The sequence below is a fragment of the Paenibacillus sp. Mc5Re-14 genome (assembly GCF_001049835.1).
GTDB classification, from domain to species: domain Bacteria; phylum Bacillota; class Bacilli; order Paenibacillales; family Paenibacillaceae; genus Paenibacillus; species Paenibacillus polymyxa_C.
Genome location: NZ_CVPD01000001.1, coordinates 3,339,123 through 3,365,511, shown reverse-complemented (window position 1 = coordinate 3,365,511; position 26,389 = coordinate 3,339,123). Strand labels below are relative to the sequence as shown.

At 47.6% G+C, this 26,389-nt stretch carries 24 protein-coding genes; 5 read left to right on the top strand and 19 right to left on the bottom strand.

All coding sequences use genetic code 11. From position 1 onward, the window contains the following. Positions 1-59: 59 nt before the first annotated feature. The 4 genes from BN1546_RS15170 to BN1546_RS15155 form a co-directional block, all read right to left on the bottom strand. On the bottom strand, positions 60-1,757 hold the full coding sequence (locus tag BN1546_RS15170) for a M3 family oligoendopeptidase (RefSeq protein WP_058831049.1): 1,698 nt from the start codon (positions 1,755-1,757) through the stop codon (positions 60-62). A 237-nt stretch (positions 1,758-1,994) separates the two neighbouring features. Continuing rightward, on the bottom strand, positions 1,995-2,804 hold the full coding sequence (gene thiD, locus BN1546_RS15165) for a bifunctional hydroxymethylpyrimidine kinase/phosphomethylpyrimidine kinase (RefSeq protein ID WP_016820369.1): 810 nt from the start codon (positions 2,802-2,804) through the stop codon (positions 1,995-1,997). 197 nt (positions 2,805-3,001) lie between these two features. Beyond that, positions 3,002-4,408, bottom strand: coding sequence for a hypothetical protein (locus BN1546_RS15160; protein ID WP_013373159.1), 1,407 nt, complete (start codon positions 4,406-4,408; stop codon positions 3,002-3,004). A gap of 251 nt (positions 4,409-4,659) precedes the next feature. Then, positions 4,660-6,561, bottom strand: coding sequence for a bifunctional 2',3'-cyclic-nucleotide 2'-phosphodiesterase/3'-nucleotidase (locus tag BN1546_RS15155; RefSeq protein WP_058831048.1), 1,902 nt, complete (start codon positions 6,559-6,561; stop codon positions 4,660-4,662). A 254-nt stretch (positions 6,562-6,815) separates the two neighbouring features. On the opposite strand from BN1546_RS15155, the gene BN1546_RS15150 reads away from it, so the two are divergent. The 4 genes from BN1546_RS15150 (at position 6,816) to phnE (BN1546_RS15135) (ending at position 10,301) form a co-directional block, all read left to right on the top strand. Next, positions 6,816-7,784 carry a phosphate/phosphite/phosphonate ABC transporter substrate-binding protein gene (locus tag BN1546_RS15150; RefSeq protein ID WP_013373161.1) on the top strand — a complete coding sequence of 323 codons (969 nt, stop codon included), beginning with the start codon at positions 6,816-6,818 and terminating at the stop codon, positions 7,782-7,784. 101 nt (positions 7,785-7,885) lie between these two features. Beyond that, entirely contained in the window at positions 7,886-8,656 is a 771-nt protein-coding gene (gene phnC / locus BN1546_RS15145; protein WP_025674722.1) for a phosphonate ABC transporter ATP-binding protein, read from the top strand. After that, positions 8,653-9,507, top strand: coding sequence for a phosphonate ABC transporter, permease protein PhnE (gene phnE, locus BN1546_RS15140; RefSeq protein ID WP_058831047.1), 855 nt, complete (start codon positions 8,653-8,655; stop codon positions 9,505-9,507). Before phnC ends, phnE (BN1546_RS15140) begins: the two co-directional genes overlap by 4 nt. After that, positions 9,504-10,301 carry a phosphonate ABC transporter, permease protein PhnE gene (gene phnE / locus BN1546_RS15135; protein ID WP_025674718.1) on the top strand — a complete coding sequence of 266 codons (798 nt, stop codon included), beginning with the start codon at positions 9,504-9,506 and terminating at the stop codon, positions 10,299-10,301. Before phnE (BN1546_RS15140) ends, phnE (BN1546_RS15135) begins: the two co-directional genes overlap by 4 nt. An 85-nt stretch (positions 10,302-10,386) precedes the next feature. Here phnE (BN1546_RS15135) and BN1546_RS15130 read toward each other — a convergent pair whose 3' ends face one another. From BN1546_RS15130 to BN1546_RS15065, 14 genes are all read right to left on the bottom strand, one after another. Next, positions 10,387-11,517 (bottom strand): aminotransferase class V-fold PLP-dependent enzyme, encoded by a 1,131-nt coding sequence (locus BN1546_RS15130; protein WP_090738160.1) that lies wholly within the window; start codon positions 11,515-11,517, stop codon positions 10,387-10,389. Positions 11,518-11,679: 162 nt separating this feature from the next. Beyond that, positions 11,680-12,555, bottom strand: a complete 876-nt coding sequence (cysW, locus tag BN1546_RS15125; protein WP_040102832.1) for a sulfate ABC transporter permease subunit CysW — start codon at positions 12,553-12,555, stop codon at positions 11,680-11,682. Between the two features lie 87 nt (positions 12,556-12,642). Further along, entirely contained in the window at positions 12,643-13,476 is an 834-nt protein-coding gene (cysT, locus tag BN1546_RS15120; RefSeq protein ID WP_058831045.1) for a sulfate ABC transporter permease subunit CysT, read from the bottom strand. Positions 13,477-13,554: 78 nt separating this feature from the next. Beyond that, entirely contained in the window at positions 13,555-14,619 is a 1,065-nt protein-coding gene (locus tag BN1546_RS15115; RefSeq protein WP_090738158.1) for a sulfate ABC transporter substrate-binding protein, read from the bottom strand. A 375-nt stretch (positions 14,620-14,994) separates the two neighbouring features. Next, positions 14,995-15,678, bottom strand: a complete 684-nt coding sequence (locus BN1546_RS15110) for a hypothetical protein (protein WP_090738156.1) — start codon at positions 15,676-15,678, stop codon at positions 14,995-14,997. 116 nt (positions 15,679-15,794) lie between these two features. Then, positions 15,795-16,292, bottom strand: coding sequence for a hypothetical protein (locus tag BN1546_RS15105; RefSeq protein ID WP_058711520.1), 498 nt, complete (start codon positions 16,290-16,292; stop codon positions 15,795-15,797). 47 nt (positions 16,293-16,339) lie between these two features. Further along, positions 16,340-17,389 carry a leucine-rich repeat domain-containing protein gene (locus BN1546_RS15100; RefSeq protein WP_090738154.1) on the bottom strand — a complete coding sequence of 350 codons (1,050 nt, stop codon included), beginning with the start codon at positions 17,387-17,389 and terminating at the stop codon, positions 16,340-16,342. Between the two features lie 153 nt (positions 17,390-17,542). After that, complete coding sequence (locus tag BN1546_RS15095; protein ID WP_090738152.1) at positions 17,543-18,844, bottom strand: pyrimidine-nucleoside phosphorylase; 1,302 nt, start codon at positions 18,842-18,844, stop codon at positions 17,543-17,545. Between the two features lie 32 nt (positions 18,845-18,876). Beyond that, the gene (gene deoD, locus BN1546_RS15090; RefSeq protein WP_013373173.1) at positions 18,877-19,584 is read right to left on the bottom strand and encodes a purine-nucleoside phosphorylase; all 708 of its coding nucleotides are present in this window, start codon (positions 19,582-19,584) and stop codon (positions 18,877-18,879) included. Between the two features lie 92 nt (positions 19,585-19,676). After that, a complete protein-coding gene (gene deoB, locus BN1546_RS15085) occupies positions 19,677-20,858 on the bottom strand; it encodes a phosphopentomutase (protein ID WP_090738151.1) in 1,182 nt (393 codons plus the stop codon). Between the two features lie 32 nt (positions 20,859-20,890). Next, positions 20,891-22,069 (bottom strand): NupC/NupG family nucleoside CNT transporter, encoded by a 1,179-nt coding sequence (locus BN1546_RS15080; protein ID WP_013373175.1) that lies wholly within the window; start codon positions 22,067-22,069, stop codon positions 20,891-20,893. 75 nt (positions 22,070-22,144) lie between these two features. Further along, positions 22,145-22,540, bottom strand: a complete 396-nt coding sequence (locus BN1546_RS15075) for a cytidine deaminase (RefSeq protein ID WP_016820386.1) — start codon at positions 22,538-22,540, stop codon at positions 22,145-22,147. 30 nt (positions 22,541-22,570) lie between these two features. Beyond that, complete coding sequence (deoC, locus tag BN1546_RS15070) at positions 22,571-23,233, bottom strand: deoxyribose-phosphate aldolase (RefSeq protein ID WP_090738149.1); 663 nt, start codon at positions 23,231-23,233, stop codon at positions 22,571-22,573. 209 nt (positions 23,234-23,442) lie between these two features. Continuing rightward, the gene (locus BN1546_RS15065) at positions 23,443-24,378 is read right to left on the bottom strand and encodes a sugar-binding transcriptional regulator (protein ID WP_013373178.1); all 936 of its coding nucleotides are present in this window, start codon (positions 24,376-24,378) and stop codon (positions 23,443-23,445) included. Between the two features lie 275 nt (positions 24,379-24,653). Here BN1546_RS15065 and BN1546_RS15060 point away from each other — a divergent pair, with 275 nt between their 5' ends. Continuing rightward, the gene (locus BN1546_RS15060; RefSeq protein ID WP_090738147.1) at positions 24,654-25,067 is read left to right on the top strand and encodes a chemotaxis protein CheW; all 414 of its coding nucleotides are present in this window, start codon (positions 24,654-24,656) and stop codon (positions 25,065-25,067) included. Positions 25,068-25,122: 55 nt separating this feature from the next. Here the strand turns inward: BN1546_RS15060 and BN1546_RS15055 are convergent, their stop codons facing one another. Then, positions 25,123-26,241, bottom strand: coding sequence for a slipin family protein (locus tag BN1546_RS15055; RefSeq protein ID WP_090738145.1), 1,119 nt, complete (start codon positions 26,239-26,241; stop codon positions 25,123-25,125). Positions 26,242-26,389: the final 148 nt, after the last annotated feature.

The following is a 26,389-nucleotide window of genomic DNA, read 5'->3' as shown; positions in this document are numbered from 1 at the left end:
CATCTCATCTACGAGCTTTTCAGCTAGACAGGTAAGTGAAATACCCTTTTGGGCTGTGCTTATAGCTTTTTATCATCCACGCTGTTCAGCCATGCTTCGATTTCTCCGATCACAGAGGCGATACAGCCGTCTTGGAACGGTGAGATCAATCCAGCCAGCTCAACCAATCCGGTAAAGGATCGGCTTCCTCCGGCACGACACAGCTTCAAATAATCTTTCCATGCTGCTGCGCGGTCTTCACCCATGCGTTTCCAGAACTGGAATGCACACAATTGTGCCAGTGTATAGTCAATATAATAGAACGGAGATTGAAAAATATGTCCCTGCTTGTGCCAGAAACCGCCCTTTTCGAGGTACTCGTTGCCTTCATAATCCAGATGCGGTTTATACTTCCGTTCAATGGAACGCCATGCACTTTTACGTTCGGCCGGTGTCCAATCCGGGTGTTCATATACGGCATGCTGGAATTCGTCTACGGCTACGCCGTAAGGCACGAACAGCAACGATGAAGATAGGTGTTCAAAGTGATATTTGTCCGTGTCTTCCTCGAAGAACAGCTTCATCCAAGGCCATGCGAAAAACTCCATACTCATCGAATGAATTTCAGCCGCCTCCATGGTTGGCCAGTGGTACTCGGGAATTTCAAAATGTCGGCTTTCATAGACCTGGAAGGCATGACCTGCCTCATGAGTCAATACGTCGATATCACCGGATGTCCCATTAAAATTGGAGAAAATAAATGGCGTGCCATATTCGCTCAAAAATGTACAGTAGCCTCCGCTTTGCTTGCCTTTTTTACTGATTAAATCCATCAGTCCACGCTCGACCATAAAACTGAAAAATTCATGTGTTTCCGGTGAAAGCTCCTCATACATACGCGCTCCATTACGAAGAATCCAGTCCGGGTCACCTTTTGGCGTAGGATTGCCTGACAAGAAGTTGAAGCCCTCGTCGTAATAACGGAGCTGATCTACTCCGATCCGCTCGCGTTGGCGCTCTTTCAGCTTGGTTGCCAGAGGAACGATGTGCTTCAGCACCTGCTCGCGGAAATTGGCTACCATCTCTGCATTGTAATCTGTACGTCCCAAGCGGGCATAGCCTAATTCTACGAAGTTGTCATAGCCCAGCTTGTGTGCCATGCGCGTACGTACCTTGACCAATTCATCATAAATTCGATCCAGCTCGTCCTCATGCTCACTCATAAATTGATACTTGGCCTCGGAGGCCTGTTTGCGTGTCTCGCGGTTGGTTGCCATTTCAAATGGCAGGAGCTGTGACAATGTGCGTTCTTCCCCCTCGAACGGGATTTTCGCTGAGGCAATTAATTGGGCATATTCCGAAGTCAGCTTATTTTCCTGCTGCAAATCCTCAATGATATCCGGGTGGAACGACTTGAGCGCCACCTCGGCAATACTGAAAAGCTGGCTCCCCCATTGGCTCTCCAACTCAGCTCTAAATGGAGACTCCACCAACGCCCGGTAATAATCGGTTACATACTCTTGGATAACCGGCATGAAATCATCAGCGTACTCTTGCTCCGCTTTGTAGAACGCATCTTCCGTATCAATGGAGTGCCGAACTTCCACCAATTGCAATTGCGTTTCCACGTTACTGCGCAGCTTGTTAATGGCATGAATAACTTCATTTTGACGTTCTACACTGTCCGCTTCACGAAACTGCTGCAACAGCGTTTTAAACCGCTGTTCAATTTCAGGTTGCTCTGGTCGGCTGTAAGCCATTTCGCTGAATAATGTCATTGCTTCGTTTCCCCCTTTAATGTAATAAATCTGATGCCTATTATACAGTACGATTAGACCAAACTGGAAGCTGGAATTCCAAAATAATACAACCTCAAAAGCCGCAATACCATGTATTGCGGCTTTTGAGCCTAATCTAACGCTATATATCAAAAAGTCACTGTAAAAAACAATCTAATATATATCCAGTCTAATGGAGATTTATAAGTATCTCTAGGATCGCAGACCTTCGTACCTTTATTGATTTTGCAAACGGTGTGCCACATGCAGGGTCGGACCGACAAATTCATTTAACTTGAAACCACCTTCAATGGCCTGTGTAATGAATTTCTTGGCCTGATCCACAGCTTCACGTACAGTCAGCCCTTGTGCCAAACCAGCCGTTACCGCAGCCGAAGTGGTACAGCCTGCACCGTGGGTAAAGTTGGTTTGTACAACATCCGCTTCAAACCAGTCAAAAGTGATTCCGTCATACAGCAGATCCATCGCTTTACCTGCGCGAATTTTGCCACGGTCCTTGATCAGCACATGCTTAGCACCACGCTCGTGGATAATAGCAGCCGCTTCCTGCATCTGCTCCAGTGTCGTGATCGGTCCTTTCTTCGCCAGCTGTGAAGCCTCGAATAAGTTCGGTGTTACCAGATCAGCGCCAGGAATCAACAATTCCAGCATGGCCTCTGTATTTTCCGGCTGAAGCACTTCATCCGTGCCTTTGCAGACCATCACTGGGTCAATCACAATCCGTTTCAGATCATGCTTTTTCAAATGGCTGGCAACCAGTTCGATGATATCTACAGAACCCAGCATCCCGGTCTTCATTGCATCAAAACCGATACCTTCCAATACAGTACGCAGCTGCGCCTCAACCACGTCCAACGCAACAGGATATACAAGATGGTTCCAAGTTTTAGGTTCCATCGCAACTACGGTAGTCAGTACAGTCATGCCATATACGCCAAGCTCCTGAAAGGTTTTCAGGTCCGCCTGAATACCTGCTCCGCCGCTTGTGTCGGAGCCGGCTATCGTTAGTGTTTTGGGAATCGTCATTAGTACATGCTCTCCTTCACTTTCTGTGCTGCATTTATCCTAATCCTGCATGCGAAACTTGTCAACGCGCAAAACAGTCCTTTCCATACGAAAAGTCACAAGAACCAGCAACAGCTAAAAAACGAGAATATCCCCCTTTGAAATGAGAACATCCTCGTAAGTACGTGTTATATGAAGAATTTGAATGAAATTTAGACTTATAAATACCCACCCGTACTGTGATCATAGGCATGATTTTTTTCATTTGCCCGTACGCCGAGGCAAAAACTCTGATACAACTGCTGCTGTCTTGGGGTAGCAAAATTCCGGTGCTGCTCAAATAAAGCCATACAACCAATGATATGCTCGGTATAGCTGTTATCGACAGACAGTTGCAGGCAATGTAGTGTTTGTTCCAACCCTTCGGGGTAATCGCCTTTTCGAAAATAATATTCCGCATACACCTTACAAAAGGAGGCAAAGCGAAATGCATTAAAGTGCTTGCGATAATGTGTGTCCCATTGTTCCGGGGCAAGCTCCCAGAAACTCTTGAGTTGCTGGCTGAACAGCTCCAGCTCGGCATCTACGAAATAACCAAACCGATTCGCTGATTCGAGCAACGTATTCAAGCCTTCCAATGTCTCATCCGGATGCTCGCGCAGGTAAGTAATATATTCATAGATTGCAGAAGTGTTGCCCATTTTGATTTCAATACAAAGTCTGTTGCCCTGTGCATATACACGATGCAGGTTGACTACTTTCCAGCCTTCCTCGTCCAGACCCTCAAACCAGCTCAAATCTGCATAACCTTCAATCCATTGCTTGGATTCCTCATATCTACCCTGAAACTCATAGCAGCTGGCCTTGAGCAGATGCCCTTGAGCATAGTAATAAACGAGCGGCTTAAGCAGCTCCAGGTGCTCATCTCCAAAACGGTTCCGATTGCGATACAATGCCTGCGCCAGCTCTCTTAGCTCGTCCGCATACATTTCCATCTCGGACCATTGCATTTTTAAAGCAAACACTTGAGATAGCATATGTAAGCCTTCCAGTGCATAAATTTCCGGTAGACGACTACGGTATAAATGGAATTGTACAGCAGCCTTCAAGTTCCGTTGGTTATCCTTAATCTGAATCTGGAATATGCGAAAATAGCTAATCGCCAACCGTTCGGAGTGGGTATACTTCTCACTCTCAATAACACAATCATACAAAAGCATGGAGGCTTCATGTCGGCCATCCTCAAACATCGCTTCTGCAGTCTCAAAAATAGCCGGAATATTCGATAAATCGTCCATCAAATAGCCCAGCACACTGCGTATACAGTCCAGCTTGTTCAACTCTGAGCAACGAAGAAGAAATGGACGCAACCTTCTCCAGTGGGGCAAGGAATGAATAAAACACTCATCTACATACATCTCGAACAAAGATCCTTCTTCCAATCCCATCGCCTCAGTAATCAGATCAAGCTGATTAACTGAAATAGGCCGTGGTGGGTTTCGGTTAAGTATACCGCTAAGTGTACCCGGATTTACCTTGGAAGCATCTGCAAAACATTGCATCGAAATACCTTCACTTTGAATATACTTTTCTATCTGTGCGCGGATCGTGGTGTTTTTTTCCAAAGGGACACCCCCTCAAACGAATGATGGTGACTTTTTCATTACCTTTTAAACCAAAATTTGTTTAATCAAAGTATATGTCTAATTATACGAGAGGTCAATAACTTTAAACACGACTCAGGACATACAAAATCACGAGTTTCGTACGATTTTAAATCTGTTTTATGAAAAAAGACCGTCCCTGAGAGACAGTCTTTCTCTATTATTTTGATGCTGTGGACTTAGAAGATCACAACTTGCAAAATGATTTAGAATCACCGAAAATCAAGAGCAAACTTAGCGTATCCTTCTACCGTCAGCCCTTCATAAAGCAACTCAGAATAAGCATTGGCGACATGCGTTGCTTGCGGCGAGGTTAGGAACGTCACATGTGGACGACCCGACCATGGGGCGAGGGACCAGTGACCGTCAGCCTTTGGCGTCAACGTCTTCATATGCCGCACATACTCAGTCAGCACATGCCGGTTCTCATCCGGTGAAGCCAGTACAATTCGCTCCCCACCTGGATTAACCAACGCAGAGGAGAACGCGCGATAGTTATTCGTAACAACCAGATAACTCCGCTGCAAATCCATCGGTTCCCCTTCAAAAGACATATGAATGATTCTGTGCGCATCTAGGTCCTTTAGTTCCCCGGCAGCATCATATCTGGCTGGCTGTGTTACATCAATCTGGTACTCGATGCCATCGATGATATCAAAATTAAAGCTTGGAAACTCAGAATTAATCAGCTCTTGCTCCTCCTCTGCCGAAAGATCAATTTGCCGGAATTGACCGGCAGACCACTCCAGCCATTCCCGAATTTCTGCCCCACTCAGTCGAACGACATGCAGCGTATTCGGAAAATTGTACAGATCGGCGATATGTTTGATCGCCATCGTCCCTGCGGGAATATCGGTATAATACGCCGGACCATATCTGCCCCCTGTTTTAAAAGGAGCTGCTGCCGACAGAACGGGCAACCCCTCATACTCGCTCCCTTGTAGCTGCTGTTTCACATACCAAATTTGTGCATCATTTACGAGCTGCACCGAAGCGTCATCCATCACCTGGGCAAAAAAGCTGTTCACTGCTACCGTCGTTCGACCTACAGGTGCACGAATATAATCCAGGGTTCCAGCATGTTCATCTGCTACCACCTGCTGAATAGCAGTATCTGGTTGGACGAGTGCTTCCTTGCGTATCGGGTCATACACCGGGCGTACCTCGGCAGCAGATGCAGCCACTTGCCACTTTCCTCCAATAAGAGCCAGATCCAGATCAATGATACCCAGATGATCTCCCCAGAAGCCCGGCTCTACTGCTGGAATGCCATGAATGGTGCCCTGCTCTGCATTAACACCTGTCATACCTATAAACGAAGGGCCAGGAAATACTTTATGTGCATGACCAAACACAATGGCATCGATCCCCTCCACCCTGCTCAGATGCAGCACCGCATTTTCCATATTGGGGGTTTCGGGAATATCCTCAAAGCCTGCATGAGGCATAGCAATAATGAGGTCGGCTCCAGCCGCCTGCATTTCTGGAATAAACCGTCTGGCGGCTTCCAGCATATCTTTGACGATAAGTTTTCCTTCCAACCATGCCTTGTCCCATTGCATAATTTGCGGAGGCACAAAGCCGATGACTCCCACCTTCAGCAGATGCTTACCGCCTGCTTCATCCTCTACCGTCTTATCCAGCAATAGATAAGGCGTGAAGTAGTTTTGTTCTTCCTCTCCCGCTATATAGATGTTGGCATTCACATAAGGAAACTGTGCTCCTCGAAGGCAAGTCTGCAAATATTCCAACCCATAGTTAAATTCATGATTACCAATACTGCCTGCCTCATACCCCAGCAGATTCATTGCTTTATAGACGGGATGCACCTCGCTTGGGTCCCGTTGGAGCCGCTGTACAGCATAATCTCCCATCGGATTCCCCTGAATCACATCTCCGTTATCCAGCAGCAGGTGATTGGGCACTTCTGCCCGAGCCGTGTGAATCAGACTAGCGGTTTGCGCCAGACCGTAATGCAGTGTTTCCTGATCTGTATAATAATCATAATTCCACAAGCTAACATGCAGATCGGTGGTAACCATAATGCGGAATTTCACCTTCACAGCACCTGCATATTCCCGCCCTGTCTTATCATTAACGTCCAAAATATCCAATCTTGTTCTCTCCCTCAGCTTCGGTCATAGAGCTTGAATAAGTCTAACAAAGCACTGTTAAGAGAATGTTAAAATAAGCAATTCGCATAAATACCGCTTATGTTCTTTAGCAAATGATAAATTTTACATCATTTTTACCAAAGTCAGGAGTGCTTTTTACCCTACCTGTGGGACTAGCTGTTAAGATTTGGTTTGTCACTGAATTTACAGGTTTTTTAAATTTTCGTTATTACGATGTTTAGGGGGAAATTATTTTGTTCAAAAAAGCACTGACCTTGTGCATGACCTTCACACTGGCAGCGGGTTTAGCCGCTTGTGGCTCAAATGCAAGCAATAACAACAGCGCCTCCACTCCGGGTACAGATGGCTCTAAAAACGAAAGCACAGCCTATGTCCCTAAGGAGTTAAAGGTACAATTCGTTCCTTCTCAAAATGCAGATACCCTCGAAGCCAAAGCTAAACCGCTCGAAAAACTGCTGGGGGACAAACTCGGAATCCCGGTGAAAGTAACCGTATCTCCTGACTACAATACGATTGTGGAAGCCATGTCTTCCAAACAGGTAGATGTAGGGTTCCTTCCGCCTAATGCTTATGTACTGGCACACGATAACCGTAAAGCGGCCGACTTGCTCCTGCAAGCTCAACGCTATGGCATTGAAGATGCCACAGGCAAGGACACGACTGAAAAAGTAAACTTTTATAAAGCAATGATCGTGGTGAAAAAGGATTCTCCAATTCAAAGTCTGGCTGATCTGAAAGGCAAGAAGGTTGGCTGGCAAAATGTAACCTCCTCCGCAGGCTATGTGTACCCCGCAGCAGAGCTGAAAAAAGCTGGCGTGGACCCGGACACAGATGTGCAGGGTGTGACGATCAAAGGCCACGACGCTGCTATTCTGGCGCTGCTGAATGGTCAGGTTGATGCTGTCGCTGTCTTCCAGGATGCACGTAACACAGTGAAGAAGGAAATCCCGGACGTATTTGAAAAGACACGTGTCATTCATTACACAGCTAAAATTCCAAATGACACCGTCAGCGTACGTTCCGATATGGATCAAACGTGGAGAGACAAAATCGCCCAAGCCTTTATTGACATTGCCAACGATCCTGAAGGCGGCGAAATCATTAAAGAAATTTACACCCATGTAGGTTATGAGAAGGGCGACGATAAAAACTTCGACTCTGTGCGTGAATACGCCGAAGCTGTCGGCCAAGCGGTAAAGTAACAGGTACGAAACAGGCTTTACGAATGACAGGGCAGCACCGTCCATGTATTCATGGCGGTGTTGTTTTCATTCCACCCCATCAGGGAGAAAGTTGGGAGCATATGATCGAATTTCGAAACGTATCGAAAACATACCCGAACGGCACCAAAGGGTTGAATAATATTAATTTGACGATTCAGGAGGGAGAAATGGTCGTCATTGTCGGCTTATCCGGTGCGGGTAAGTCCACCCTGCTGCGTTCCATTAACCGACTGCATGACATCACGTCTGGCGACATCGTTGTAGGCGGCAGGTCTGTCACATCTGCCGGAGGCAGCGAGCTGCGGCGCATTCGCCGTGATATCGGCATGATCTTTCAAAGCTTTAATCTGGTTAAGCGTTCGACGGTGCTTCGCAACGTACTTTCCGGACGCGTTGGTTATCATTCGACGCTGCGGACCATTCTCGGTCTCTTCCCGAAGGAAGATATCGAACTGGCACTAACCGCACTGGAACGCGTAAACATCCGCGAAAAAGCTTACAGCCGAGCCGATGAGCTGTCCGGTGGCCAACAGCAGCGTGTATCCATCGCGCGTGCTCTGGCGCAGGAGGCTAAAATCATTCTGGCAGACGAGCCTGTCGCGTCGCTTGATCCGCTGACCACCCGCCAGGTGATGGACGATCTCCAGCGAATCAACCGTGAAATGCAGATTACGACCATTGTCAATCTGCATTTCATTGATCTGGCGCGCGAATATGCAACACGGATCATCGGATTACGCGCTGGAGAGGTCGTCTTTGACGGCACACCGGAGGAAGCTACGGATGAAGCCTTTGCGGAGATCTACGGCCGGGCCATCAAGCATGATGAACTGCTGGGAGTGGGATCATGAAGCCCGACTCTACTGTCCAGCCGCTCTCTTCGACGCAACCATCACCATCTGCTGGACCGCCGCAGTCTGGCAAACCGCCCGCAGGGCCACCTTTGCCAGGACGTTACAAGCGTTACGCCACCTGGATGATTTTTATCGTGGTGCTGGTAGCCTGCTCCATTCATACAGATGCCACGCCTTACCAATTGATCGTTGGCTTACCGGAAATGGGCAAATTGCTGGAGGAAATGTTTCCTCCAGACTGGAGTTACCTGCCTACCATCTGGAAACCGATGCTGGAAACGATCCAGATCGCTATTGTCGGCACGACACTGGGAGCCATATTAGCAATCCCTGTCGCGTTGCTGTGCGCCTATAATGTGATGCCGCGCAAGCTGATCTCGCTGCCGATGCGCACGATCCTGAATCTGGTACGGACGATTCCCGATTTGCTGTTTGCCTCGATCTTTGTGGCTGTATTCGGCATCGGACCGTTTGCAGGGATGCTTGCCCTGCTCTTCTTCTCCTTCGGGATCATAGCCAAGCTGACCTTTGAGGCGATTGAAGCCATTGATCCCGGACCACTGGAGGCTATGACTGCTGTTGGTGCAAGCCGCATTCAAGTTATCGCCTTTGGTGTGGTTCCGCAGGCATTGCCTTATTTTGTGTCGTACTTGCTGTATACCTTTGAGGTTAATGTGCGTGCAGCATCTGTTCTGGGGCTCGTTGGCGCTGGCGGCATCGGTCTGCTGCTTGACCGTTCCCTTGGGCTGTTCCGATATGACCGGGCAAGCATTATTATTCTACTGACCCTCGTCATCGTCCTTGCGATTGATTACGGCAGTAACCTGCTACGGAGGAAGTTATTATGAATGATCCTACGCTTCGCAGACCTATTGGCTCCCGCCTGCGCTTTTGGGCGTTAGCTATTCTGCTAATTATCATTTACATTTGGGCTTTTCGCGGGATGCAGTTTGAAGGATTACAGGGGACGGCCAAAAGCGTCTCTGTCGCGATATTGGACGGTTTCCTTCATCCCGACTGGTCGTTTGTCTACATCCCTGAGGGGGAGGATTTGCTGCGTGGGTTGCTGGATACGCTGGTTATTTCAGTGCTCGGAACCTTCGTGTCCGCATTTGTCTGCTTGCCGTTTGCCTTTTGGGCATCCAGCAATATGAGCCGTCTACGCCCCTTATCAGGTAGCGGGAAGTTTGTACTTAGTGTCATCCGGGTATTTCCCGAAATGATCGTCGCCATTCTATTCATTAAAGCCGTAGGTCCCGGCTCGTTTGCAGGTGTGCTTGCCCTCGGCATCCACTCCATTGGCATGCTGGCCAAGCTTTTCTCAGAAACGATTGAAAGTGTGGATCACGGGCCGCAGGAAGCTCTGATCGCGTGCGGTGCCAACCGTTGGCAGGTCATTTTCTTCGCCGTGCTGCCGCAGGTGATTCCACAGTTTCTTTCCTATTCGCTCTATCGTTTTGAAATTAACATCCGGTCCGCAACCACGCTCGGTCTGGTTGGTGCAGGTGGTATTGGTACTCCGCTGCTGTTTGCACTCCAAATGCGCAACTGGAACCGTGTAGGCGTCATTTTACTCGGCATTGTAGTCTTAATCATTTTGACGGATCTGGTATCCGGCTGGTTGCGCAAACGGATCGTGTAATTAAAAGTCTCTAAATCAACAAAAGCCTCTCCGGTGTAAAAGGGACCTGCTATGCTCCCATTCACTCGGAAGAGGCTTTTGCTGTTCAACAACTCCCAGCTAATTCGTCTATGACCCGCCGGACTTCCTCTGCCGTATTGTAAAAATGCGGAGCCAAACGAATAATATCCTTTCGTGCCGACACAATCATATTTCGGCTCCGCAAACGCCTCTCTACCGCCGACACATCGGCTACTTCAACAGCGAGCAGACTTGGTAAAGTGCCTCCTCGATCAGGTATGCGTATGTGTAGCCCTTTGCTTCGTCCATATTCAACAGAAAAGTCCAACAGTTCATTCATATAGGTCTGAATGTTCATGACCCCAATTTCCAACAGTAGCTTTAAGGCTGCATTAGCGGCAAAAATGCTAATGAAGGAAGGTAATCCTGTCTCAAAGCGGCGGGCTCCCGCTGCCGGAACCGGATGAGCAATATCAAACCGGGAGGCGGGCTCCTGTCCGAGCCAGCCCGTAAGACGAGGCTTGAAGCGTTCTATTCGATCCTTGCTTATATAAAGAAAAGCCACTCCCGGTATCCCCAGCATATATTTGCGTGCTCCCGCGACCAGAATATCTATGCCCATCGCCTTTACATCCACCGGAATCATTCCTGCAGACTGATAGGCATCCACGAACAGTAACGCCTGATTTCGGTGAGCTATATGTGCAATGGATTTGAGATCTTGCTGAAATCCGTTGGTATAATTCACATGGGACACCATAATAAGTGCAGTATTCTCCGTAACATGCTCCTCATACTGCTCTATGGTTACTTCTCCCTCCGTAGAAGGGATACAGCAAATATGATCACGAAACATCTCCTGTGCCTGCCAGATGTGTCCTACCGTCGGAAAGTCGGTATCTGCATACACAATCCCTTCTTTTCCCGGTACATAAGGAAGGGCAGTAGCCACACCAGCAATCCCCTCAGAGGCTGAGGACATCACCGCAATTTCGTCAGGCTCCGCCCCGATGAGCTTGGCAAAATGCCCTCTGGCTTCTTCCAAACGTGCCATAGATAGGTCGCCGTTAAGACCGTGTTGCAGCAAGCTTCGATGATATTCCTCAATGGCAGCGGAAACCGGTCTCGATATCGCCCCCTGGGAACAGCTCCCTACATGGATATGTGAGGACAGCACCGGAAACAACTGACGGTAGGACTGAAACGGATGTTTCATATTTCCCTTCGCTCCTCTTGGGCACACCAACGTGCCTTGATATGATCATTTTATTATCCATATAAGCCACCTTAGAACAAGGGCCTCTCTTCCCATCTTCTCGCCGTTAACAGACGATAGACACAAAGAGAGGCCCTGTTGGATCATATACACAATTATTAATTAATGCACGCGTTTGCGTCCAAACCAGCTTTTAAGCACCAAGGTTGCCAAAGCAAGTAGCAGCAACAACGAGGCCACTGCAAAAGATGCCGAGAACTGATACTCGTTATACAAAATCTCCACATGCAGCGGAAGTGTATTCGTCTCTCCCCGAATATGTCCCGAGACGACGGACACTGCACCAAACTCGCCCATGGCTCTCGCATTACACAGAATAATGCCATACAGCAAACCCCACTTGATGTTCGGCAGCGTCACTTTCCAGAAAATTCGCCAGCCGCGCGCACCCAGCGTGACCGCCGCTTCCTCCTCCTGCTGCCCCTGGTCTTCCATCAGCGGAATAAGCTCGCGCGCCACAAAAGGAAATGTAATGAACAGCGTTGCCAAAATAATGCCCGGCAAAGCAAATATAATTTTAATATCATGCTCGTCCAGCCACGGCCCAAGCCAGCCCTGTGCGCCAAACACTAATACATACATCAGGCCTCCGACGACAGGCGAGATCGCAAAGGGCAAATCAATCAAGGTGACCAGCACACCTTTGCCGCGAAAATGAAATTTTGTGATCAGCCAGGCGGCCGCTACACCAAATACCGTATTCAGCGGAACCGTTATCGCTGCCACCAGCAGCGTCAACCGTAATGCAGACATGGCATCCGGGTCCCGTAGCGCCTCAATGTATACGCTCCATCCCTGCTTGAGTGCTTCGGTAAGCACGACGATTAGCGGCAATACCAACACCCAGAGCAAAGCTAAAAAAGCAGCACCAATGAGCGTCCACTTTACCCAAGGGGCTTCAGTTGTAACCCTATTGGGCGGTGCGGATGAAGGCACTGGTGCAGAAGCAAGCTCCTGCCCAGTTATCGCTTGTGACATGATGTATCCCTCCTTGAACACGGGGTTTAATGCGCAGGCCTCTGCTGTCTGCATGCTAACGTTAGACAGTTACATTAGACAGTTACATTAGACTGCACGGCGCCGCGACCAGCGCTGAAAACTGTTAATCACGAATAACAACACGAATGAAATGACCAACAGCATCAACGCCACCGCCGTAGCTCCTGCGTAGTCATTTTGCTCTAACTTGGACATAATGAGCAGCGGAGCAATCTCGGTCTTCATCGGCATATTGCCAGAAATGAAGACGACAGAGCCGTACTCGCCAATGCCGCGGGCAAAGGCAAGCGCAAAACCCGTCAGCAGTGGCGGTACCAGTTCCGGCACAATAACGCTGCGGAAGGTACGCCATCTGCCCGCTCCCAGCGTAGCCGCCACCTCCTCCTCATCCTTGTCCAGCTCCTCCAGCACCGGCTGAACTGTCCGTACGACGAACGGAATGCCAATAAACATCAACGCGAGCGTAATCCCCGTCTGTGAGTATGCCATTTTCCACCCAAGCGGTTCGAATAGTGAGCCGATCCAGCCGTTCTGTGCATATAGAGCGGTCAACGCAACCCCTGCCACCGCCGTGGGCAAAGCAAAGGGCAGATCAATGACCGCATCAAAAACTCGTTTCCCCGGAAATTCATAACGCACCAGTACCCAGGCGATCAAAAATCCGAGAAACAGATCGATCAGCGCCGCGGCTGCGGCACACAAAAAGCTCACCTTGTAGGAAGCCAGCACCCTGGCATCAGTCGCCACGTCCCAAAATTTCTCCCACGTCAGCCCGGTTGAATTGAGGAGCAGTGCTGATAATGGCACCAGCACCACCAGACTGAGATACAGTACACTATAACCCATTGTTAACCCGAATCCGGGAAGTACGCGTTTTCGGGTGGCTTGCATTTGACTCATGTTCTGTCCATCCCTCTCTGCATCCTTTGACTATGGCACTCGCGCCTACCGATCACTCGTCTTTACACTCCACTTATGTTATGAACTACCAGGTACATAAATCTGGTCAAAAATACCCTTGTCACTAAAATGCTTTTGCTGTGTCTCTTTCCATGTCCCAAATACATCCTTCAAGGTTACGAGCTCCAGCTTAGGAAATTGATCCTTGAACTTTGCCGTCACACTCTCCAATGTTGGGCGATAATAATTTTCGGCAGCAATGGTCTGCCCTTCTTCACTGTACAAATATTTCAGGTACACATCCGCCACCTCGCGTGTACCTTTTTTATCTACCACCTTATCGACTACCGCTACCGGAGGTTCAGCCACAATACTGATCGACGGATATACGATATCGAATTTATCCGCACCTAGCTCCTTCACAGAGAGCAGTGCTTCATTTTCCCAAGCGATCAGCACATCGCCAATTCCACGCTCTACGAAAGTCGTCGTCGCTCCACGTGCTCCGCTATCCAGTACCGGCACATGCTTATACAGCTCCTGTACAAACTGCTGGGCTTTGGCTTCATCGTTATTGTTCTTTTTGAGCGCATAGGCCCAGGCTGCAAGATAGTTCCAGCGGGCTCCGCCCGATGTTTTAGGGTTCGGTGTAATGACCTGCACATCGCCGCGGATCAAATCGTCCCAGTCCTTGATCCCCTTCGGGTTCCCTTTACGTACCAATAACACGATGGTTGATGTGTACGGGGAACTGTTATGCTCATATTTACTTTGCCATCCCTCTTTAACAAGCCCTTTTTCCTGTAACGCATCAATATCATAGCCCAGGGCCAGTGTAACCACATCTGCATCCAGTCCGTCCTGTACAGAGCGGCTTTGCTTGCCAGATCCTCCGTGGGATTGCTTGATCGTGACCTTCTGCCCTTTCTCCTTCTCCCAATGGGCGGCAAACGCTTTATTATATGCTTCATACAACTCACGGGTCGGATCATAAGAAACATTGAGCAACTCCACTTCCCTGGAGCCAGAAGCAGAGCTACCATCCGCCTGCGTCCCTTCCTTGCTTGCCCCACAAGCACTTAGCATCATTGTTAAAACCAAAGATAGTCCGAGAATAAGCCGAATTTTGTGTTTCTTCTTCATCAAGACACCCCTCATTCTATGTAATTTGTAAATACACATTCATTTACGCCTGTTATTTACAGACACAATCAAAAAAAAGGGCGGAGAATTCCCTGATGCAGCCCTGATAGGTCAAACCTGTCGCGTGTACAGTGTCTGCCTGCTGTTCCTAGAGGTTCTCCGCCAGAATGGCGAGGTTATACTTTCATACTTTAATTCTTTAATTCCTACCTGTTTAATGAGTTATAGGGATATAATACGAGAGTTTATGAGGGATGTCAAACCTTTTTTTGGTATGGGATGATCTATAATTTTCTTTCTTCAAGGGGGGGACAGTCAGAAACATTGTATACGTTCCCGACCGCCTAGAGGGCATGGGTACACGTGGAATACGACTTAGTTGGCTACCGTTTCAAGATTGATCGAAAAAACTCCAAATTGCTTCGGATTGTCCGTAGCTCTTCTCAGCCACAGCTCACCCGATCCCACCATAACTCCCTGATAATTAACAAACAAATCATCTGTCTTTTGGTTCACTAGCGCCTCACGAATCGCGTCCGTAAAGATCTGATCATATTTAGCCAGAAAATCTTTCTTGTTCGGAATCGTTAGCGACTTTTCACTATCATTGACACGCAGAGGGTACAAAATATAATTGGCTACCTTCTCCTTGTCATTGTCGGCAACAGCCTTCTGCAACGCTTTGAATGTGTCCAAAAACGCTTTAGGATCTTGAATACCTGCTACCTCAAAAGGATTTTGAGATGCATTGGGCGCTGCAGGAGAAGAAGATGTATCTGATGAAGTAGCTGGGGCGGAAGGAGCTGACTTTTGCGCATCAGTACCGCTGTTTTCTGCACTCTTGCTCTCTTTAACTGCTTTGTCACTTTGGGCTGAACCGTTCTGATTGCCTCCAGCACTGTTCTCGATCATGCTTGTACTGCCTCCAGCATCACTCGGTTCAGCATTATTATCCTGGCCGCAGCCTGTAAGAGCTACAAATGTAAGTGTAAGTAAAATGGCTGTAAGTGACAGCCTCCGTGACATTTTGTGATTATCGGATTCATGTTTTTTGGGCACAACGGGTCATCCTTTCTGCTTTCTACTCTGACCTATTCTGTTCATTAAGTCTTCAACCGTTCTATTGTAACATAAGTAGACTAATGACCGCATGTCGTGCCCATTCAGGAAGGAGCTTACAGTGTAATATATGCGAAGGTTTTAACGCTTCCTCGTGATCCATCGTCCGTACTTACTTTCAAAATCAGCTCTTTCAAGGAGCCATTTGCAGCTTCATTCTGCCCCTCTGGCTTGATAAACAGCAGATCGTGGCGTTCTCCCGGCTGTAACGTTCGGCTAGAAAACCCGCTCGTTGTGCCTTGCAAGTCTGATCCATTCGAACTGTTGAGCTTGTATCGTACGGGTTGCTTTCCTGTATTCTTGATACTGATGTACAGCTTACGCCCCTCTTCAAATCTAAATTCTGTTTGTCCTTGTCCTCCAAAATTCATCTCCTGATCATGTACAATGCGTTTTGCTGCTTCTCCTTGCTCACTCTGTATACTAAGTGGAACCGTCGAATGACTCTGATTTACTTCTGTGATGGTTGATGACGGGAGGACTCTCATATTGGCAAAAGCGACATAACCTACGATCACCCCCGCCACACCCATCCAAACCCATTTTTCCACCATTTCATATCCCTCCTACACAAAATATGCTGAAGCTACGCCGTATGAATTCAGTCGTCACCATGATTGCACAGATGAAACGGCTTATCTTCTATAAGAAAGCGATCCAGCCAGGTCATGGTATATATAAATTCGGGTGCCGATTCAATCAATCCGTTCACAATGTCCAAGGAACGCAGATTCCTCAGGTTTTGTATCTCAGGGGGGAGCGTACGGATTCCACTATACGAGATATCCAGATACTCCAGTTGATGCAGCTCTCCGATTGCAGGAGGTACATTTTGGAATGCCAGTTCCTCCTTGGGGATCACCTTGTAGTCTGGTGCCGGGCGATCATAGCATCCACAGCTGACTCTTAGGCTTTTGAGTCGGGATAACTTGGCAATGTCAGCAGGTAGCTCTTCCAAATCTGCTACTTGAATCGTCAGTGACTCCAATGATTCCAATTCAAACAAAGCAGACGGTAGTGTTCGTATATCCTGTTCAAAGATAGTCAAATGCTTCAGATAACGCAATTCTCTAATCCGTTCCGGGATCTCCGTCAAGCCATACCGCATGAGCTCCACTCGATCCGGTTGATGCCGAATAGCATCGTTCAAAAACATATCTATATTGCCATGATGTTCAGGTTTGTGAATAAACACACCGGGGATAAGCTTTTCTAATTCATCTGCATCTTCTTTATCCATGTTCAATCTACCGATTCGTTCGTGAGCTATGTTAATGATCCAATCCTCTCCATCGGCATTCTGGAAACACAAATCTTCTGGTAATTTCGGATGTACCCAGGAAAACAGACTGGACGCCGCTTGCTTTAATACTTTTCCAGCCTCAGGCGTGCATTGGTACCGGTAAAATGTTCCCGGTGTGTAGGCAATCGAATGATTCTCCCTTATTGCATCATAGGAGTTCGTGGACAGCAAAAAAGGATTCAATTGCTGTAACAATTTCTCGAACAGAACATCCTTATCAGCGACTCCATTCTCATCCTCAGTTACCCACTTATGTACGCCTAGCATAAACGTATCTGCCCGTTCCATAGCATAATCAATCAGTCTTTCATAAGCTGTCCCACGAACATCGCTGTATAATCGGAACATGTCTCTCCTCCTCTGTGCTGTCCTGCGCCCTGACAATAAAAAAAACCAAACTCATAATCTATTATGAGTCTGGCTGTCATATTTTTCAAACTTGTTCAAAGGAATCCATACGATGGCTCTCTATCTAGATAAGCCGCAAATACAGCTTACATATTATTCTGTCACCGTTCCGTAGATCAGCACGGGGGCTTCCGCATGATCCGCAATACGGATGTTCGCGTAGATTTTCTCTATTACTTGGTCCACGTCTTCACGGTTCGCATGGATTGTAACCAGTGAATCGCCTTTTTGAATCGCATCGCCGACTTTTTTGTTCAGCATCAAGCCGACAGCCAAATCAATCTCGGATTCTTTGGTCGCACGGCCTGCTCCCAGCAGCATCGCGGCAGTACCGATTTCATCAGCTACGATTTCAGCTACCACACCGTCCTGCTTTGCAGGCACTTCAATAAGATACTGCGCTTGCGGCAGGCGTTCAGGATGATCCACTACAGAAGCGTCGCCGCCCTGGTTCGCAATAAACTCTTTGAATTTCTCCAGTGCTTTGCCATTGAGAATGACCTCTTTGAGCTTTTCTTCAGCGTCTTCGAGAGAGTCTGCTTTTCCGGCCAAAAATACCATCTGACTGCCCAAAGCCATACACAGCTCTTCCAGATCTTTGGGTCCTTCGCCGCGCAATGTATCGATCGCTTCTTTAACTTCCAGTGAGTTCCCGATAGCCAGCCCCAACGGTTGACTCATGTCGGAAATAACTGCCATGGTCTTGCGACCCACATTGTTCCCGATACTTACCATGGCATGTGCCAGCTCTTTGGCATCTTCTACTGTTTTCATGAATGCGCCCGCACCTGTCTTGACATCCAGTACGATGGCATCAGAGCCGGCAGCGATTTTCTTACTCATAATCGAGCTGGCAATCAACGGAATCGAATTTACCGTTGCTGTAACGTCACGCAAGGCATACAATTTTTTATCCGCAGGTGTCAGGTTGCCGCTTTGTCCGACGACCGCAATTTTGCTGCGATTCACCAAATCTACGAATTCATCCTTGGTGATCTCTACGTGAAAGCCTGCAATGGCCTCCAGCTTGTCGATCGTTCCGCCCGTGTGCCCGAGGCCGCGACCTGACATTTTCGCTACCGGAATGTCTAAGGCTGCTACGAGCGGAGCCAGTACCAGTGTTGTCGTATCACCCACACCGCCAGTGGAGTGCTTATCGACCTTTACACCTTCAATCGCGGACAAGTCAATCGTATCTCCTGAATGAACCATTGCCATAGTCAAATCAGCACGTTCCCGTTCGTTCATATCTTTGAAGAAAATAGACATCGCCAATGCACTGACCTGATAATCAGGAATTTCACCCTGAGTATAGCCTTGGATAATAAAGTTAATTTCCTCAGTGCTCAGTTCTTTTCCATCACGTTTTTTTTCAATCAAGTCTACCATTCTCATATGTCATTTCTCCTCACTGTGCGTATGATCGTTTACAGGGATACTGCTGTATCCAGTGCAACTTCCATCATTTCTTTAAACGTGGTTTGCCGTTCCTCTGCTGTCGTTTCTTCGCCTGTCAGCAAGTGATCACTTACCGTCAGAATGGTCAGTGCGTTTACGCCAAACTTGGCTGCCAGCGTGTATAAAGCCGAAGTCTCCATCTCCACACCCAACACACCGTATTCCATCAACTTTTGTACCACTGATTTGTCATCACGGTAGAAGCTGTCTGAGCTGAATACGTTGCCGACATGCATGTTCAATCCTTTGGCAACCCCGCGATCATAAGCGCCCTTCAAGAGAGGGAAGCTGGCAATCGGGGAGAAATCGTAGCCGCCAAAGATATGGCGGTTCATGCCGGAATCTGTACAGGATGCCTGTGCTAAAATGACGTCACGAACGTGCACATGCTCCTTCATTCCGCCACATGTACCCACGCGGAACAAGTTTTTCACCCCATACTCGCTAATCAATTCGTTGACATAAATACTGATGGAAGGCAGCCCCATCCCGGTTCCCTGTACAGACAGGCGTTTGCCTTGGTACGTTCCCGTGAATCCGAGCATTCCGCGCACCTCGTTGTAGCAGGTCACGTCCTCCAGATATGTTTCAGCGATAAATTTCGCCCGTAGCGGATCTCCTGGCAGCAAAATTGTTTCTGCAATCTCTCCAGGTTTGGCTCCAATGTGTACACTCATGTTTTTTATTCCTCCGTCCCATTTGTCCATGCTGATATCGTTACTCATTTCGTTACCAATAATCTTGACTGCCTTCGTTGCTAGCGTCTAGATTACTGAAGTTCTGCTAAAAAGCTAGTTCCATGCTCAGGCAGTTTTACACCAAAGTTATCCGCTACTGTCGCTCCAATATCCGCAAACGTCTTGCGAACTGCCAGTTCCTTGCCTCCAGCTGCAAAACGAGGGGAATAAGCCAGCAAAGGCACATATTCACGGGTATGATCCGTTCCGCGATAGGTTGGGTCGTTCCCATGATCTGCGGTGATGATCAACAGGTCGTCATCGGTCATTTTGGCGAATACCTCGGGCAGACGGGCATCGTAATCGTCCAAGGCTTGACCATATCCCTGCGGATCACGACGGTGGCCGTATACAGCATCAAAGTCCACCAAATTCAAGAAGCTTAATCCGGTGAATTCCTCGTCCAGCGTAGCCACCAGCTTATCCATGCCATCCATATTGGACACTGTGCGCACTGCCTTCGTTACACCCTCGCCGTCATAAATGTCAGAAATTTTACCCAAGGCGATTACATCCAGGCCTGCATCCTTCAGTTCATTCATTGTGGTGCGACCAAATGGCTTGAGCGCATAGTCATGTCGATTGGAGGTACGAGAGAAGTTCCCTGCCTCACCTATGAACGGACGGGCAATAATGCGACCCAGCATGTACGGATCTTCCAGCGTGATTTTACGGCAGAACTCACAGATCTCATAGAGCTCCTTCAAAGGTACAACTTCCTCATGCGCTGCAATTTGCAGTACTGAATCCGCTGAGGTATAGATGATGAGTGCGCCGGTTTTTACATGTTCTTCGCCCAGCTCATCAATGATTTCCGTGCCGCTGGCTGGCTTGTTGCCAATAACTTTGCGGCCTGTATGCTCCTCAATGCGCTGAATCAGCTCATCTGGAAACCCATCCGGGAATACACGGAAAGGAACTGCAATATTTAAGCCCATGATTTCCCAATGACCTGTCATCGTATCCTTGCCATTGGAGGCTTCCTGCATTTTGGTGTAATACGCGAGTGGCTTATCGGCCGCTGGTACACCTTCTATGGAACGAATGTTGGACAGACCGAGCTTACCCATATTCGGCATGTTCAGACCGCCGCGTTCGCGTGCAATATGACCAAGTGTATCTACAGCGTAATCATCAAACTGGGCAGCATCCGGTGCTTCGCCGATACCAACCGAGTCCATAACGACCAAGTGAATCCGTTTAAATTTAGACATTATAAAAATCCTTTCCTGACTCGCTGTTTTTTTTACAAAAACAACCCTGCAATCGTTGCCGACAGCACGCTAACCAGCGTCGCCCCGTACAACAGCTTCAGACCAAAACGGGCCACTACATTTCCCTGTTTTTCATGCAGACCCTTCACAGCCCCGGAAATGATACCGATGGACGAGAAGTTTGCAAAGGATACGAGGAATACCGATACGATCCCGATCGTACGCTCGGACAAGCCTGTTTGCTTGGTCAGATCCAGCATAGCCACAAATTCGTTGGATACGAGCTTGGTAGCCATAATGCTGCCTGCCTGCACTGCCTCGTTCCACGGAATCCCCATAACAAAGGCGAACGGTGCAAACACATAGCCAAGCAGCGCCTGAAAGCTGATACCAAACAACCAGGAGAAAATGCCGTTAACCATGGCAATCAGCGCCACAAAACCGATCAGCATCGCGGCTACCGTAATAGCAACCTTGAAACCATCCATTATATATTCCCCGAGCATTTCGAAGAAGGACTGCTTCTCTTCCTCTTGAACCTCCAGTAAATCGTCTTCCTTCTCAATCTTGTACGGATTAATAATGGAAGCGATAATAAAGCCGCCAAACAGGTTCAGCACCAATGCGGTAACCACATATTTGGGGTTCAACATTTGCATGTAGGCTCCCACAATCGACATGGACACCGTAGACATCGCAGATGCACACAATGTATACAGCCGGTGTTTTGGCAGCAGACCAATTTGTTTCTTAACGGAAATAAACACCTCGGATTGACCCAAGATAGCCGAAGCTACAGCGTTGTAGGATTCCAGTTTACCCATTCCGTTTACTTTGCTCAAGACAAGCCCGATATATTTAATAATAAAAGGAAGCACTTTCACATATTGTAAAATCCCAATCAGCGCGGATATGAACACGATTGGCAGCAGTACACCGATAAAGAACGGTGCTGCTCCTTCATTCGCAATTCCGCCAAAAACGAAGTTAATCCCTTCCATAGCATAACCAATCAGACTATTAAAACCTTTTGCAAAACCTTTAACTAGAATTTCACCAATCTCTGTATTCAGCAATACGAAAGCAAGCGCTGCTTGCAGAACAACCATAACTATCAGCGGACGATACCTGATTTTACGCTTGTCACTGCTGGCAACGTAAGTAAGTGCAAATACAACAAGCAATCCCACCAAAGCGATTACATATTTCATTTCAATTCCCCCTCATTACATTAAGCGCTTACATTGCCCACAAAAAGAATGCGCCCCAAAGAGGCATTCTTTTTTTTATTTCCCCAGATCCGCAGGTCGAAAGGCACCCGGCAGTAATTGATCCACCGTCCACTCTTCCGTATTGCCATGAAGGTTTGTCAGATAAATTTTGGTATCTTGATGAGCAAATTCGGAAATGACCTGACGACAGGCCCCACATGGAGACACAGGCCCTTCCGTATCAGCTGCAACCGCAATCGAATCAATTTTTCGGCAGCCTTCGGATACCATTTTAAAAATCGCTGTCCGCTCTGCACAATTGCATAAGCCGTAGGAGGCATTTTCCACATTGCATCCGTGATAAATCGTGCCATCGCTTCCGAGAACCGCAGCACCCACTTGAAAATTCGAATACGGAACATATGCCTGATTACGCGCCTCAAGCGCTTTCTGAATCAATTGATCCTTCATTGCGAATCCCTCCATGACTTTAAAATAAACTTAATAGGAAGATGTAGATTGCTCGCCCTCGATGATTTTCACACCGGAACTTGCACCGATCCGACTTGCGCCAGCTTCTACTAATTTTTGCACATCCTCCAGGCTGCGTACGCCACCAGAAGCTTTGACACCAATATCAGGTCCTACTGTTTTGCGCATCAAGGCTACGTCTTTCACAGTAGCTCCACCTGTAGAGAAACCCGTCGAAGTTTTCACAAAATTCGCTCCAGCTTTGACGGACAGCTCACACGCTAGTACCTTCTCTTCGTCTGTCAGCAGGCAGGTTTCGATAATCACTTTGACCAGTGTACCCGCAGCCGCTTCTACAACCGCACGGATATCCTGCTCGACGAGCTGTACATCGCGCGCCTTCAAAGCGCCTATGTTAATAACCATATCAATTTCAGTTGCACCGTTAGCAATAGCATCTTTCGTTTCAAACGCTTTCGTTGCCGATGTATTGGCTCCCAGTGGAAACCCGATAACCGTACAGATAGCCACGTTTGTGCCTGCGAGCTGTTCAGCTGCATAAGCTACCCACGCCGGATTCACACATACGGAAGCAAACTGGTATTTTTTTGCCTCAGCAGTCAGTTTTGTAATTTCATCCTTCATCGCATCTGCACGCAACAATGTATGGTCGATTAATGCTGCAATGTTCATATCTAAAAGCTCCTTCATTTAATAAATAGTGTGAAGAAAATGAATCGTTTATTTCTCTGTGATGAGATCATCATAGCACGGCTCTGAACATATGTAAAACACATTTTGAAATTATGTTCACGCTTGTACACAGGCCGTTCACCTACAATTCATGTTACCCTGTAGGCACACGCCGTAACCATGTTTAATTGAATTGAGGCCAACATGTTCTATTGCAAAAGCGCTTGTGCCGTAAACTGGTCCGTCACCAAGATATTCGCATACTTGCCACGCAGTGATGCCCGAATGGCCTCTACTTTGCGCTGACCTCCAGCTACAAGGATGGACTTCTCCTTCTTTCGCAGCTCAGGTAAATCAATTCCAACGGTACGGCTGTTGATTTCCTGACTGCATATGTTGCCCTCATCGTCAAAAAAGCGCGAGCAAATATCGCCCTTGCCGATTTTTTGCAGCAGCTTCTGCTCTTCATGGTTAAAGTATCCTAATCGGAACAGCAGCGCATCCTCCTTGACCGTACCCACCGTAAACACCGCAATGTTCGCCTGCTTGCCAAGTTGAATGATACGCTGGATATGCCGATCCTTCTCGACCATTCTCTTAACAGCTTGACTGTCGAAAATCACGGGCAGCGGCAAATACCGAGCTATGGTGTTAAAGGCTTCTGCGAACAAATTTACGGTTTCCACGGCATAAGTGTTGACATGTGAATGGCTTACGCCTCCTTTGAGCTGAACCACCTCGACTCCCTTGACCTGCTTTTGCTGGAGATGAAGCGCCACCGCATGCATGGTTGTTCCCCATGTCACTCCAATAATATCAGCATCCTGTACCGTTTCATGCAAATAATCGGCTGCTTTTTTGCTAATATGCTTCTTGATCTCCTGATATTCATTTAATGGCGAATAACAGACCAGCACGGTATCCAGCCCGTATTTCTTTTTCACCTGCTCTCCGAGCGCGTCCATATCCTCCATCGGGTCCACAATACTGATCCGCACGTATCCCTGTTCCTTGGCAGCCTGAAGTAACCGCGATACTGTAGGACGTGAAACCCCAAGTCTGACCGCGATATCTTGCTGACTGTAATCGTTCAGATAGTATAATCTGGCTGCCTCGATACTTAATCGCTGCTTTTCATGATCCATTCTACCTCAACCCGCTTATCTTAAAATGTAGTGCCGTCGGACATAGCCTTAGCCCCAACACTATATATGTAGGGAAACTCGAAGCCACGCTTTGTCCGTTAGGCTGTTATTTTGGAAGATTTAACTGCTCGTTTGTGATATTCTGTGATTAACTAAAACCATTTTACCGCATCCTCCACTTTATCGTTCCATCTGTCAAAACGCAATAGTTAACCCAATTTACCGCCAGTTCACAACTTGTAGTGGACTTATCTAAATATGTAAGGAGAATTGCTATGTCTGAATTTATTGTGTGCAGTCTGGCGGACAAGAAGTTCGCGATAAACTTTCTGGAAGTAGAAGAAGTCATGAATGCCAAAAAAGGGACGCCGCTCCCCTTTTCCGAAGCATGGCATGAAGGAATGGTGACCATTCGTGGCGACGTATTTACAATCCTTAATCTACGCAAAAAACTGCTTCTTCCCGCATCAAGCGACTCCTCCGAGGACAAAATGATTTTGCTCAGTCGTGCGAAGATTGCACTGCTTGTCGATCAGGTGGAGGATACGGCATCTGCTGAAGACAGTCAGCTACAAAGCAACGAGGAAGAATGGCAACGCGAATTGTTTCCTACTGTGATGGAGCATCGGGGTGCTCTCATTCCGGTGATTGATATGGACGCTTTTCTCGCATCCACCAAAACGAACTAAATAAATACTCCCGAACCTTGAACCAGCTTACCTCATCGTTCGGGAGTATTTTCCTTTATTGGAGTCCTTGTCCCTCTTTCATATGAACTAATGTGTTTAGCTGCTCCAGCAGCGTATTTCCGCCAGTCAGCGATATCGTACCAATCTTCTCGCAGATTTTTTCCATGAATTCCAGCTCTTTGAGACGATAGAGGGTGGCGTTTTCGTCCATCAGCTTGGCCGTATTGAGCAGACTACGAGTGGATGCCGTCTCTTCACGTCGTGTGATGAGGTTAGCTTGCGCCTTCTTCTCTGCCAACAGCACCGTATTCAGGATATCCTTGATATCCCCCGGCAAAATAATATCCTTCACCCCTGCTGACGTAAAAGTCACCCCATATTCGTCGCTCTGCTCATTTAGTCGAGTCAAGACATATTCCGCAATTTCCTGCTTCATTTTCAGCAAATCATCCAGCTTCATTGTGCCTACATATTCACGCAACAACAGTTGAAGCGTAATGTACATTTGCTCCTCGTATGCCCGAAATTCCAATGCCCGCAGCGGGTCGATGATACGGTACTGACAGACGAAGTTAAGGCGCAGCGTGATTTTGTCCTCTGTCATGATTTCCTGACCCATCAGGTCCATCTGCTGCTGTCGCATATCTAGTGTTTTGATCTCTGTATTCACCGTGGACAACCAAAAATAATATTTGCCCGGTTTTAGTTCACCTTGCAGCACATTATCGTAATACAAAAAGCCCAATTCATGACTGGCCACCTGAAGGGCTTTCCAGAAGCCCGGTGTCTTGGACAAGAAGGCTTGCCCCAAAGCCTTATCAATTGCAGGCTGCCGCGTATCTGCACGAACAAAACGATGCTCCTTGAGCATGTTCCAAAATGCATATTTCCCTGCTGTCAGCAGCTCTACAAACCGATTGTCCTCATAATGCAACACATATTCATGGTCCTCTACATCAATGACAGTCAATTGCTCCAGCAATAGAGGATCTGTCAAAAACAGACGAATATCATGATCTGGTACAAAAAATGATTCAGCTACATTCAAAATTTCAACGGCTTCCTGCTGAAATGTCTTCAATAGGTAAGTCCCTGGGTGCAGCAACTTGTGATAGCTTCCTTTTTTGAACAGCAGTCCGCGCTCATCGGCTTTAATTGTTATCTTCTTAAACATCGTATCACTCCTAGTGTTAAAAATCCTCAACTTAAAAATGTACATTTTCCGCGTGTAGCGGCTCCACGTTCCATTTGATCTTCCGATCGCTGTTGCCCCTGAATTTTTGGATTTGATGAACCCCTTATAGGGTTAAAATTCAGGGACA

What these genes read in the sequence shown, in the direction of transcription:
- BN1546_RS15055 (WP_090738145.1), bottom strand. Translation starts at nt 26,241, where the DNA reads ATGTTTAAGAAGATAACAATTAAAGCCGATGAGCGCGGACTGCTGTTC.
- phnC (WP_025674722.1), top strand. Translation starts at nt 7,886, where the DNA reads ATGATCGAATTTCGAAACGTATCGAAAACATACCCGAACGGCACCAAA.
- deoC (WP_090738149.1), bottom strand. Translation starts at nt 23,233, where the DNA reads ATGAACATTGCAGCATTAATCGACCATACATTGTTGCGTGCAGATGCG.
- BN1546_RS15100 (WP_090738154.1), bottom strand. Translation starts at nt 17,389, where the DNA reads ATGTTCCGATTATACAGCGATGTTCGTGGGACAGCTTATGAAAGACTG.
- BN1546_RS15105 (WP_058711520.1), bottom strand. Translation starts at nt 16,292, where the DNA reads ATGGTGGAAAAATGGGTTTGGATGGGTGTGGCGGGGGTGATCGTAGGT.
- BN1546_RS15060 (WP_090738147.1), top strand. Translation starts at nt 24,654, where the DNA reads ATGTCTGAATTTATTGTGTGCAGTCTGGCGGACAAGAAGTTCGCGATA.
- BN1546_RS15170 (WP_058831049.1), bottom strand. Translation starts at nt 1,757, where the DNA reads ATGACATTATTCAGCGAAATGGCTTACAGCCGACCAGAGCAACCTGAA.
- cysW (WP_040102832.1), bottom strand. Translation starts at nt 12,555, where the DNA reads ATGTCACAAGCGATAACTGGGCAGGAGCTTGCTTCTGCACCAGTGCCT.
- deoB (WP_090738151.1), bottom strand. Translation starts at nt 20,858, where the DNA reads ATGTCTAAATTTAAACGGATTCACTTGGTCGTTATGGACTCGGTTGGT.
- cysT (WP_058831045.1), bottom strand. Translation starts at nt 13,476, where the DNA reads ATGAGTCAAATGCAAGCCACCCGAAAACGCGTACTTCCCGGATTCGGG.
- deoD (WP_013373173.1), bottom strand. Translation starts at nt 19,584, where the DNA reads ATGAGTGTACACATTGGAGCCAAACCTGGAGAGATTGCAGAAACAATT.
- thiD (WP_016820369.1), bottom strand. Translation starts at nt 2,804, where the DNA reads ATGACGATTCCCAAAACACTAACGATAGCCGGCTCCGACACAAGCGGC.
- BN1546_RS15065 (WP_013373178.1), bottom strand. Translation starts at nt 24,378, where the DNA reads ATGGATCATGAAAAGCAGCGATTAAGTATCGAGGCAGCCAGATTATAC.
- BN1546_RS15095 (WP_090738152.1), bottom strand. Translation starts at nt 18,844, where the DNA reads ATGAGAATGGTAGACTTGATTGAAAAAAAACGTGATGGAAAAGAACTG.
- phnE (WP_058831047.1), top strand. Translation starts at nt 8,653, where the DNA reads ATGAAGCCCGACTCTACTGTCCAGCCGCTCTCTTCGACGCAACCATCA.
- phnE (WP_025674718.1), top strand. Translation starts at nt 9,504, where the DNA reads ATGAATGATCCTACGCTTCGCAGACCTATTGGCTCCCGCCTGCGCTTT.
- BN1546_RS15080 (WP_013373175.1), bottom strand. Translation starts at nt 22,069, where the DNA reads ATGAAATATGTAATCGCTTTGGTGGGATTGCTTGTTGTATTTGCACTT.
- BN1546_RS15130 (WP_090738160.1), bottom strand. Translation starts at nt 11,517, where the DNA reads ATGAAACATCCGTTTCAGTCCTACCGTCAGTTGTTTCCGGTGCTGTCC.
- BN1546_RS15075 (WP_016820386.1), bottom strand. Translation starts at nt 22,540, where the DNA reads ATGAAGGATCAATTGATTCAGAAAGCGCTTGAGGCGCGTAATCAGGCA.
- BN1546_RS15115 (WP_090738158.1), bottom strand. Translation starts at nt 14,619, where the DNA reads ATGAAGAAGAAACACAAAATTCGGCTTATTCTCGGACTATCTTTGGTT.